The 12224-nt window shown below is 38.0% G+C and carries 10 protein-coding genes; all 10 read left to right on the top strand.

Annotated elements, in window-relative coordinates; all coding sequences use genetic code 11:
- Positions 1-15: 15 nt before the first annotated feature.
- The 10 genes from NV377_RS20085 to NV377_RS20040 all read left to right on the top strand — a co-directional run bounded on the left by NV377_RS20085 (position 16) and on the right by NV377_RS20040 (position 12221).
- Positions 16-921 carry a carbohydrate ABC transporter permease gene (locus tag NV377_RS20085; protein ID WP_258202584.1) on the top strand — a complete coding sequence of 302 codons (906 nt, stop codon included), beginning with the start codon at positions 16-18 and terminating at the stop codon, positions 919-921.
- Positions 918-1790, top strand: coding sequence for a carbohydrate ABC transporter permease (locus NV377_RS20080; protein WP_258202583.1), 873 nt, complete (start codon positions 918-920; stop codon positions 1788-1790). Before NV377_RS20085 ends, NV377_RS20080 begins: the two co-directional genes overlap by 4 nt.
- Before the next feature lie 10 nt (positions 1791-1800).
- Positions 1801-3285 carry an NHL repeat-containing protein gene (locus NV377_RS20075; protein WP_258202582.1) on the top strand — a complete coding sequence of 495 codons (1485 nt, stop codon included), beginning with the start codon at positions 1801-1803 and terminating at the stop codon, positions 3283-3285.
- A complete protein-coding gene (locus tag NV377_RS20070; protein WP_258202581.1) occupies positions 3282-3902 on the top strand; it encodes a Yip1 family protein in 621 nt (206 codons plus the stop codon). The genes NV377_RS20075 and NV377_RS20070 overlap by 4 nt, the downstream gene beginning before the upstream one ends.
- Before the next feature lie 14 nt (positions 3903-3916).
- Positions 3917-6490, top strand: a complete 2574-nt coding sequence (locus tag NV377_RS20065) for a DUF5696 domain-containing protein (protein ID WP_258202580.1) — start codon at positions 3917-3919, stop codon at positions 6488-6490.
- Positions 6487-7386: a carbohydrate ABC transporter permease gene (locus NV377_RS20060; protein WP_258202579.1), complete on the top strand. Its 900-nt coding sequence runs from the start codon at positions 6487-6489 to the stop codon at positions 7384-7386. Before NV377_RS20065 ends, NV377_RS20060 begins: the two co-directional genes overlap by 4 nt.
- A 35-nt stretch (positions 7387-7421) precedes the next feature.
- Positions 7422-8414, top strand: a complete 993-nt coding sequence (locus tag NV377_RS20055; protein WP_258202578.1) for a carbohydrate ABC transporter permease — start codon at positions 7422-7424, stop codon at positions 8412-8414.
- A 69-nt stretch (positions 8415-8483) separates the two neighbouring features.
- On the top strand, positions 8484-9506 hold the full coding sequence (locus tag NV377_RS20050) for a glycosyl hydrolase (protein ID WP_258202577.1): 1023 nt from the start codon (positions 8484-8486) through the stop codon (positions 9504-9506).
- A 79-nt stretch (positions 9507-9585) separates the two neighbouring features.
- Complete coding sequence (locus NV377_RS20045; RefSeq protein ID WP_258202576.1) at positions 9586-10695, top strand: SGNH/GDSL hydrolase family protein; 1110 nt, start codon at positions 9586-9588, stop codon at positions 10693-10695.
- Positions 10692-12221 (top strand): glycosyl hydrolase, encoded by a 1530-nt coding sequence (locus tag NV377_RS20040; protein ID WP_258202575.1) that lies wholly within the window; start codon positions 10692-10694, stop codon positions 12219-12221. The genes NV377_RS20045 and NV377_RS20040 overlap by 4 nt, the downstream gene beginning before the upstream one ends.
- The last annotated feature ends 3 nt before the right edge of the window (positions 12222-12224 follow it).

Genomic DNA, 12224 nt, shown 5'->3' with positions numbered 1-12224 from the left:
GGAGGGGAGAACAGCATGTCCAACTGGTGGAGCTTGAAATGGCAAGCAATGAAACAGAACAAACAATCATATATCCTTCTAGCACCGTATATGATTTTATTCGCAATATTTACAATTCTACCTGTTATGATTTCGATGATCCTAAGCTTTACGTATTTCAATATGCTAGAATTCCCTAAATTTGTTGGGTGGCATAATTATTCCAGACTATTTTTAGAGGATGACATTTTCTTAGTTGCAATCAAAAATACAATATTATTTGCAGTGATTACGGGTCCTATAAGTTACATCGCCTGCTTCGTATTCGCTTGGATTATTAATGAGTTATCTCCGAAGCTGCGAGCATTAATGACGCTGGTATTCTATGCACCATCGATTTCAGGTAATGTATTTTTCATCTGGTTAATGATCTTTTCAGGTGATCGCTACGGTATAGCTAACGGTTTTCTTATTAAAGTTGGCATACTATTGGAGCCTATTCAATGGTTGAAGAAGGAAGAATATATTTTACCTATTATTATTATTGTCCAATTATGGTTGTCACTGGGAACAGGTTTCCTAGCATTTATTGCAGGTCTACAGACGGTAGATCGTACGCTTTATGAGGCGGGTGCAGTTGATGGAATTCGTAATCGTTGGCAAGAGTTATGGTACATTACTCTACCTTCGATGCGTCCACAATTAATGTTTGGTGCGGTTATCCAGTTAACAACCTCACTGGCCGTCGCCGAAGTATCGATAGCGTTAGCTGGGTTCCCAAGTGTGAACTATGCAGCAGAAACGATCGTTACCCATTTGATTGATTACGGTACAACTCGATTTGAGATGGGGTATGCTTCGTCAATTGCTACCGTACTGTTTATCATTATGCTAGGTACTAACCTCATCGTACAAAAATTATTACGTAAGGTAGGTGAATGAGCATGCCCTTCTCCTTTAAACTACGTACAAAAAGGGTAAATCGCTCGTTCTGGGGAAGCTTTAGCTTGTTTACAATACTAGCCTTCTTTGGAGCATTTATGATTTTGCCTTTGGTATATGCGGTTAATAATGCATTTAAGCCATTAGATGAAATATTTCTGTTCCCACCGACTTTGTTCGTACGTAATCCGACCTTTAATAACTTTAGCGACTTACTTAACCTACTGGGAGAATCTTGGGTCCCGTTCAGTCGTTATATCTTTAATACGGTATTCATTACATTAATGGGTGTTGTAGGACATGTTATTTTTGCTTCGGCGGCAGCATATCCGCTAGCAAAACATCGCTTCCCGGGTAAAAAAATCTTGTTTCAAATTGTTGTTTTATCTTTAATGTTTACACCAGCAGTTACAGCAATTCCGAATTACATGGTAATGAGCTGGCTTGGCCTTATTGATTCTTATTGGGCAGTAATCATCCCTGCATTCGCATATTCACTCGGACTATATCTAATGAAGCAATTTATGGAGCAAATGCCAGATGCACTGTTAGAATCTGCAAAAATTGATGGAGCAAGTGAATATCGTATTTTTTGGACGATTGTTATGCCGAATGTGAAGCCTGCTTGGTTAACGTTAATCATCTTACAATTCCAAATTTTATGGGGTAGTGATGGCAATGGTTTTATTTACAGTGAACAACTGAAAAGTCTTCACTTTGCAGCAAACCAAATCATTTATGGGGGGATTGCTAGGGCAGGTGCAGCAGCAGCGGTGGCACTAATCCTTATGAGTGTACCCATTACGCTATTCGTCTTCTCACAAAGTAAGATCATTGAAACGATGGCATCATCAGGTATGAAGGAATAGGAGGGTAACTATGTTCATTAAGAAATGGATATCAGCTGTCGTAATGGCTTCCCTTCTCTTCTCGAGTAGTATGATCGATGTCGCGAAGGCAAGTACACCTTATGAAGCCTATAACTATAACTATTGGAAAGAAGCAGTTGCTTCTCCAGCAGCTTATGTACCAGAGAAAACAATATATGGAATGGATCTGGGCATAGGTGCTTTATTAGAGCCTAATGATATGGCAATAGCTAGTGACGGTACAATTTACATTGCTGATACAGGGAATAAGCGAATTGTTATTATTAATGAACAATGGCAAGTTGAACAGATAATTGAAGGGTATACAACAGTGGATGGTACGGAGACGAATTTTCAAAATCCAACAGGTATATTTGTAGATACAGATAATTTACTGTACGTGGCAGACTCTGTACTAGGTCAAGTCGTTGCATTTGATGATCAATATAATTTGAGACTTGTTATTGAAAATCCACAATCAGATATTATTGCTACAGGGTTCAAATTCGTTCCACAAAAAATAGCGGTAGACGAAGCAAAGCGTATGTACGTCGTAGCGAATGGCGTGTTTGAGGGGATTATGCAATTCGATATCGATGGATCATTTCTAGGATATATCGGAAAAAATGAAGTTCGACGTGATTATTACGAAATATTATGGAGATCACTTTCTACGAAGGAACAACGCAGTCAGATGGTGTTATTTATTCCTACAGAATTTTCAAATCTTGATGTCGATCATAAAGGATTTGTATATGCGACTAATATAGATTTGAATACTCAGACACCGATTAAACGTCTGAATCCTTCTGGAGAAGATGTATTAAAACGATTCGGATATTTTGATGTTAAAGGCGATATTATATTTCGGTTTTCAGTAGGGCCATCTGTTTTTGTGGATATTAAATATTTAGGTGATGGTCTATATAGTGCATTAGATAGACGCCAAGGTAAAGTATTTACATATGACGCAGAAGGCAATTTGCTTTATATCTATGGTGCACTTGGTAATCAGATGGGAACATTCAAAACTCCTGTAGCGGTTGAATTCGATGGAGAGAAGCAATATATACTCGATCGGGCCAAAGCTAATATTACAATACTAAAACCTACAAAATTTGGAAGTCTCGTCAATGAGGCATCTCGTTTGCATTATAACGGATATAGTCAAGAAGCTGTTCCTTTGTGGAAAGAAATACTTACGTTAAATAGTAATTATGATGTAGCATATATCGGCATTGGGCGTTCATTAGTTATGGCGAAACAGAATGAAGAAGCAATTTTTTACTTCAAGCAAGGTATGGAGCGCGAACAATATTCTGTTGCATTCAAACGTTATCGTCGTGAAGAACTGAAAGAACATTTCACTATTATTATGACAACTATTCTTATCATTTCTCTTGTAGCATTTGGCATATCTATTTGGCGAAAATTGCGTAGAAAAGACGCTATATCCAATAACAGTCATTCCGTTGGGAGGGATCAAGCGTTATGAAGCAAGATTTCATCAACTTCCCATTACAAGTTATCTTCAAGCCGTTCGATAGTTTCTGGGATCTGAAGTACGAAAACAAAGGTAAGTTGAAAGTTGTCTACACTCTTATTTTCTTAACGATTCTTGCTATCATTTTACAGAAGAAATATGCAGGATTTCTTGTTAACTATTCTGATCCACGTACACTCAATAGTATTATGGATATCGTTACCGTAATCTTACCATTTCTACTATGGTGTGTTGCCAACTGGTCCATTACAACGCTAATGGGTGGTGAAGGGAAATTTCTTGAAATTGTAAAAGCGACAGGATACTCGTTGACTCCAATTATTCTTGTTTATCTACCAATGACTTTTATTAGTCGGTTTATGGCAGAAGAGGAGATCGCCTTCTACTACTTACTTATTTCGATTGCATCATTGTGGTTCATATGGCTGCTCTTTATTGGAATAATGACCGTGCATCAATACACTGTCTTGAAAACAATTATTACAATCGGTCTTACGATCATAGTAATGGGGATTATTGTATTCCTTGGTGCACTTGTATTAAGTATGGTTCAACAAATTTATGATTTTATTTATAACGTATACCGTGAAATGCTGTTCCGAACGTAAAGGGGGAGGCAACCATGAAAAATAGAAAGGTTTTATATGTGGTGCTCGGTGCTCTCCTTCTTACAGGATTGATCATTGGGACACTATTACTAGTTAATAAAGGAGCTCCTGCGACAGATTTGTCTGCATTTGCACGTAGTGAACAACTTGAAATAGGGCAAGACCTGAGCTCGATTAATGTTAAAAGTTCAGCAAAGGTAGATGGCATGAAACTCATTGCTGATAATGGTGAATTAGCGCTATTCATCAATGAAAAGTCCACGGAAATTGCAGTGGTAAATCTTGCTACTGGGGAAACTTGGTACAGTAACCCGCAAGATAGGGCGGATGATAGTATAGCTTCAGGATATGAAAAGTCTTTACTGTCTTCACAGTTGGTCCTGCAGTATCGAGATACTGTAGGTAATCTATACGTTTTTTCTAATTACGACAAAAGCATCGAAAATGAGCAATTTGTTGTAGAGTCGATTACTGATGGTGTACGTGTAACCTACACACTAGGCGATGTATCTAAAGGCATTGACGCGTTGCCCAAATATATTAGTAAGGAAAGATTCGAATCAAAAGTTCTAGCTAATCTACCTGAAGGCTCAATGAATTACGTTAAAGCACGTTATATGGCGATGAAAGATAATCCTAACGTAATGGAACGATTGGATGCTCAAGTGGAAAAGCAACTTGTTCTTAATAAGATGATTAAAGCTTTTGATGAATCAGGATATACGGAGGAAGACTTGGCATTCGACGAGGCAGAGAATGGTGCTGGAGCGGGAAGTACTGTTGAAAAACCAAAGTTTACGGTTTCTCTTGAATATCGTCTTGAAGGTGATCAATTAGTTGCCAAAGTTCCAGTAGCGGCGATAGAAGAGTCTAGCGGCTACCTTATTCGTAGTATTGATATACTGCCATTCTTTGGGGCTGCAGGACTTGAAGATGAAGGTTATATGTTTGTACCAGACGGTTCAGGAAGTTTAATCTACTTGAACAACGGTAAAGTGAAAGAAGAACAATACGTGCAACGTGTTTATGGAGATGATCCGAATAATACACGTTGGTCGCGTGGCATGGTTAGCGAAAGTGCAAGAATGCCTGTCTTTGGATTGGCACGTAATGATGCAGGTTGGTTGGCAGAAATAACCAATGGTGAGGCTATAGGGAGTATTACTAGTTCTATAAGTGGAATGAAAAACTCTTACAATAACGTTTATTCGTCATTCAGTTTGCGTGGTGAAGATTGGCTTGAGCTTTATACTGGTACCGTATATCAAGAAATTCAAATCTTGAATGAAGAGCGATATAACGGGGATTTTGAAGTTCGTTATAGCTTCCTAAGTGGAGAGAAGGCGAATTATAGTGGAATGGCAGAACGTTATCGGGAGCATCTAATTGAGGCGGGCATATTACAGCAGTTAACATCAGAAGCTACCGTTCCATTCTACCTTGATATCGTTGGATCGTATGATACTCGTGAGTCGTTTCTAGGTATACCTTATCGCGCAATCGATTCACTGACAACTTTTAAAGAAGCAGGTACTATTGTTGATCAATTAGGTAGCCGTGGAATTAACAATGTGAATATGCGTTACGTTGGCTGGTTCGAAAAAGGCATCCGACACGGAACCCCAACGAACACAAAGATTGATTCCGTGCTAGGTAATAAAGATGATTTGCAACAATTAGCGGCACAATTACAACAAAATGGTGGTAATCTGTTCCCTGATGTCGCGTTCCAATTGATGTATGAAGATGATCTAAGCTTTACCCCGTCATCTGATGCTTCACGTTTTGTAACGAGAGAAGTTGTAGAACTACATCCTTATAATCGTTCTTTAAACAGAATGAGTCCAATTCTAGGTAGTCAATATTTACTATCTCCATCCAAATTATCTTATTTCGTAGATGAGTTTCTTGATAGCTATAGTCGCTATAAGGTTACGGGATTGTCATTACGTGATCTAGGAAATGTGCTAGGTGCAGATTATCGAGTCTCAAGAGTTGTTCATCGTGAATCAGCTAAAGAAATTGTCAAGCAATCACTCCAACAAATAGCTGATAAGCAAGAAACATTAATTGTAGGTGGTAATGCATACGCTTGGGCCTATGCCGATCATATTATCGATGCGCCATCTGCATCTAGCAATTTTAATATTACGGATGAAGCTGTTCCATTCTATCAAATGGTATTACACGGTTATATTCCTTATACAAGTAAGTCGATAAACTTATCGGATGAGCAAGATACACAATATCAGATACTAGTATCTATTGAACAAGGAGCATACCCACATTTTATATGGAGTTATGATGATTCCTCTGAATTAAAGTTCACCAGATACGATGAGTATTTCTCTACGCAATATGAAATATGGCTGGAGGATGCTGTAACCATGTATAGCGAAGTTAATGATGTGTTAGCAGCAGTAAGTAATGCCTCAATTAGCAATCGAATTGTACATGAGCCAGGAGTTGTTGAGGTCCAATATGATAATGGCCAGGTCGTTATTGTCAATTATAACGATGAAGAAGTGTCGGTGAAAGGTGTGCAAATCGCACCAAGAAATTACAGTGTAGGAGGAGAGCGCTCATGAAATTGAACAAAATGTCCCTATATCGTAAGCGCTCGATGCTTGGCTTTTTCTTCATCGGTCCTTGGTTATTCGGAATTATATTTTTCTATATGTCTCCGCTTATTCAATCTATTAAATTCAGTTTTTCAAAACTACAAATTCAATCGGAAGGTTATTCCTTACTTCCAGTAGGCTTTGAAAACTTTCGATCGGCATTATTTGTAGAAGCTACTTTCAATCGTATACTTACAAGTTCAGTGTGGGAAATGATATTATCTGTTCCGATGATTTTATTTTTCAGCTTGTTCTCTGCGACATTATTAAATCAGAAATTCCGTGGTAGGATAGTAGCCCGCGCCATCTTCTTCTTACCAGTAATATTAGCGTCTAATGCGATTGCATCTGCAGAGCAAAGTGGCCTTATTAGTTTAATAGGTAGTGCAACGTATGTTGAAGAAATGCAAGGGTCGTTATCTAGCTACAACGTAACATCGATTGTCTATATGTTACTTGATATTGGTATACCGTTATCATATGCAGATTATATCGTTACAGCTATTTTACAAATATATAGCATTATTACAAGTTCAGGCGTTCAAATCTTAATATTTTTAGCTGCCCTACAATCCGTACCAAGTTCCATGTATGAGGTAGCGAAGATGGAAGGTGCTACTTCCTATGAATCGTTTTGGAAGATTACATTCCCGATGGTGAGTCCGTTAATATTAACGAATATTATCTATACCATTATTGATTCATTCAGTGGAAGTCCAATTACAAACTTAATATACTCTACTGCATTTGAGACACAGAATTACGGTTTGAGTGCAGCAATGTCTTGGATATATACGTTGGTAGTTACGATATTCTTAGCCATTATCGGGGTAGTACTTGCCAAACGAATACACTACAACTGATCATACTTTAAAGCGATGAAAGGAGCGTGGTCGTAATGAGCAAAGAAAATACAGATGAACGATATTATCGTAATCAACGGCTATTACAAAAAGTATTTGATCTACTTTATGTAGCATTTCGTACTTTACTTATTACAGGTATATCATTCATCATTATCTATCCAATATTACAGAAGATTGCCGTTGCCTTTAAGGATAAAGTAGATATTTATAATCCTACCATTTATATGGTACCTGTAAATTTTACTTGGGAAAATATTACGTTAGCGATGGGAATTCTTGATTACTTCCCAATGTTAGGGAAAACATTAGTTTTTGTAATTATAACAACCTTATGTACCGTAGCTAGTTGTGCATTAGCAGGATACGGGTTTGCTAGGTTTAATTTTCCTGGTAATGGAATATTATTCGGACTTGTTATTGTAACGATACTTGTTCCAACAACAACACTAATGCTTCCTTATTACTTACATTTCAAAAACTTTGATATTTTTGGAATTGTTGAATTGTTTTCTGGAAAACCAGGTATTAATCTGTTGAATAGTTATTGGCCATCAGTTATTACTTCAGCTACCGCTATCGGCTTAAAGGCAGGACTATTCATCTATATCTTCCGTCAATTTTTCAAAGGTTTACCAAAGGAAATTGAGGAAGCTTCACTTATTGATGGGGCTGGTGGAATACAAACCTTTTTCCAAATTATGCTACCTAATGCGATTCCACCAATTATTACGGTCGTATTGTTCTGCTTTGTATGGCAGTACAATGATACATTTTATACGACATTGTTTATGAATGGTATGGAATTAATGTCTTTGAAAGTAGCAACATTACCGTCTCAAGCGAATCAATTTATACCTGTATTAATGGGATACTCACCTAGTTCCAATTTTAAAGCTGATCAGAATCATGTGGCAATGATTATAGATACAGGGATATTACTTGCGATTCTACCATTGTTAGCATTATATCTGGTTGTACAAAGATACTTCGTTGAAAGTATTGAAAGAAGCGGTATTGTTGGGTAATTTGTTCCTAATTTTACACTTACGATGCAACTTTTCATTTAAACGATGAAAAGTTTTGGGAGAGATGGTATGAATACTAGAAATAAATTACCGCATTATGATGTACAGCCTACTCTTATTAATGAAAAGGCTTCTGTTTCGGCAAGGCGATTAATGGAATATCTCTGCAGTATTTATGGTGAAAAAGTACTTTCTGGACAGCAGATCGGTGTAATTGGTCATCCTGAGATAGAGGTTATTCGCGAAACAACTGGAAAGTATCCCGCGGTATATGGATTTGATTTTATGAATTACACTCCTTCACGGGTTGAGCGTGGTTCAACCTGCGAAGATACGGATATTGCGATTCAGTGGTGGAAAGATGGCGGTATCGTAACTTTTTGTTGGCATTGGAATGCTCCAGTTGGCTTAATTGATATACCACCTGAACGTAGCTGGGATCGTGGTTTTTATACTGAAGCAACAACCTTCAATTTTGCCGAAGCAATGGCAGACAAAGAATCTGAATTATTTCAATTAATGGTAAGAGATATTGATGCGATAGCCCAGCAATTATTACGTCTTCAAGCGGAAGATGTTCCTGTATTATGGCGTCCACTGCATGAAGCATCGGGTGAATGGTTTTGGTGGGGTGCTCAAGGAGCAGCACCATGTGTGGAACTATGGAAATATATGTACCATCGTCTAACGGATTATTATGGCTTGAATAATCTAATCTGGGTATGGAATGGACAGCATGATGATTGGTATCCTGGAGATGAGTATGTAGATATTATTGGCGAAGATATCTATGCAGAAAAACATGACTACAGCGCTCAATTAGATCGTTTCTTACAAGCTCGCTCTTATTCAAAAGGTAATAAAATAATTACACTATCAGAAAATGGAGTTATTCCAGCAGTTTCAGAAATGATGAAAGATGATGCATTATGGCTGTGGAACTGCACATGGTATGGGGAATTTGTATATAAACGACAAGGTGATCATATTCGCTACAGTGAAACTTATACGCAGCGACAAGCGTTGATTGACTTTTATAATCATCCTAGAACTATAACCAGAGAGCAATTACCTAACTTAATATTAAGCTGAAGAGATAACTACTGATGCGCTTTTCATTTTCGAAAGAAACTTAATAGAATGGTTATAAATAGTTGAAGGAGATATAGAGATGACACTTCCGTATTGGATAGAGAGAGAACCATTAACTGTCTTTCAACAGTGTATTTCAGCCGGTACGGTTACTCTAGGATTTATAGGTGGATCTATTACAGATGGTAGGTCGCGTTCCAATTGGCCAGAATATGTAGTCCAATGGTTAGCAGTGCAGTATCCTAATGTGAGATTTCGGGTAGAGAATGCGGCAATAGGAGCTACAGGTAGTGATTTTGGCGTGTTTAGAGCTCAACGTGACTTAATTGAGCGTGGATGTGATGTAGTCTTTATCGAGTATGCGGTCAACGATGATGAGCTTCCCACGGTGAAACGTCATCGGAGTAGAGAGGGATTAATTAGAAAGCTACTGCGAGAGGATGCCAGAGATCTAATTCTAGTATATACATTCTGTGATACGATGCTAGATCCAATGGTAAATGGTTTATATCCTCCATCAATAATAGAGTTTGAACAGTTAGCTAATCATTATCATTTACCATCAATTTGGGTAGGGAAGTACGGACTAGATCAAGTTAAGTCAGGTAGATTATCAATGGAAGAATGGCTACCTGATGGTATTCATCCATTAAAAATTGGTAGCAGTATATATGCAGAGTGCGTCATTTCATTTTTGCAAAAGCAACTTCAACGTAATGACAGAATATCCAATGTAAACAACCATGCATTCCAACATGATTTATTAATTCAGCCCTTAGATGCTCAATGCTGGGAAGAAGTTTATGAACTTCCGTTCACACAAATAGTTACGAATGGTCGTTGGTTAGAACAACGCTGGCATGATTATGAATGGATGGATACAGTTCTAGAAACGACGGAGATAGGTGCTTCTCTAACTTTCGTATTTGAAGGGAGAGGGTTAGTCCTTGCATTCGATTTCGGTTATCAATCTGCAGAATTTCATTATCGAATAGATGGTGGTGCATGGATTGAATCTAATCGTGATTGCCCAGATTGGGTAGGTGTAAGTGGCTGGTATAGGCTGTTTGATTGTGGTGATGATCTTCAGCCAGGCGAACATCATTTTGAGTTAGTTGTGCAACATCGAGATCCTGAAAAAAATCAAGAAACTTATTTTCGATTGGGGAAAGTAGGGATCATTACATGAGTCAACCGAATAATGAGAAGAAACTAGGGATCGTTCTAATTGCGATATTATGCTTGACGTTAATACTTGTCATCGTAACAAAGCAGCTTCAGCATGTTGATGTAAAGGAAGTAGTACCAAGCGATAGTGGTGTAGTAACACCAGTTGTTGATGTAGTAGATCAGGTACCAAAAGTAAATACCACACAGATCTTAAAATTCGAGGCGGAAACGGGGGTTACAAATGGTACCGAACTGGCTACTTTTGCTACAGGATATTCAGGTGAAGGCTATGTAACACAATTTATCGATGATAATGATCATCTTGTCATACCTGTTCATGTTGATCAAGATCAATTGTATCAATTAACGGTTGGATATCGCGCAGCAAATGGTTACAAAGAGGCGGAACTTTATGTGAATGAAGATCCGTTCGGTAAAGTGATATTTGAGGAAAGTTTAACATTCACAGAAGTAAAAGCTACTCGTGTGTTTCTGAAATCCGGCGACAGTACGATATCGATACATCGAGGATGGGGATATTATGATATCGACTACATATCACTGCAAAGTATCGATGTAGCAAGCTTAGCGAAAGCTCCACTTACAGAGCAATTAAGTAATCCCAATGCTACACCAGAAGCAATACAATTAATGGATTATATGAATGAACAGGCAGGAAAGTATCTATTATCTGGACAACAAAACTACAATCATATTATTGATATAGAGAATATGACAGGTAAACGTCCTGCTATTGTTGGCTTTGATTTTATTGAATACTCTCCTACTAGAGCTGCTAATGGTTCTCGATCATCAGAAGTTGAATCTGCTATTGCATGGCATAAGCAAGGGGGAATTGTTTCTTTCTTATGGCATTGGAATGCACCGACTGGTCTAATTGATGAACCTGGTAAAGAGTGGTGGCGAGGTTTCTATACTGACTCTGTTACGTTCAACTTAGCAGATGCACTATCAGATAAAAATAGTGAGCACTATCAGTTGTTACTTTCCGATATGGATGTAATTGCCGAGAAGATCAAAATTCTTAAAATTAATGATATACCAATTCTATTTAGACCATTACATGAAGCTGAGGGCGGTTGGTTCTGGTGGGGAGCAAGTGAGGCAGAAGCAGCTATTGAGTTGTATCGCATCATGTATGATCGTTTTGTTAATGTACATGAATTGAATAATCTTATCTGGGTATGGAACTCAGTCGATCCAAGTTGGTATCCTGGTGATGATGTCGTTGATATCGTTAGCTATGACAGCTATCCTGCAGCGGGGGATCACAGCGCTATTTCATCTTATTATGACAAACTTGTCGAGCTAACAGGAGGTACAAAATACATTGCTATGATGGAAAATGGATCAATTCCTGATCCTGATGCAATGGTGCAGTATGGGGCAAATTGGGGTTTGTTTATTACTTGGAACGGTGATTTCCTAATGGATGGTAAGCATAACAGCAAGGAATTCCTGAATAAAGTTTACAATGATCCTAGAGTAATAACTCTAGAAGATCTACCATTTAAACAACAATAATAG

Source organism: Paenibacillus endoradicis, assembly GCF_024721975.1.
This window is presented reverse-complemented; position numbering and strand designations above follow the sequence as displayed.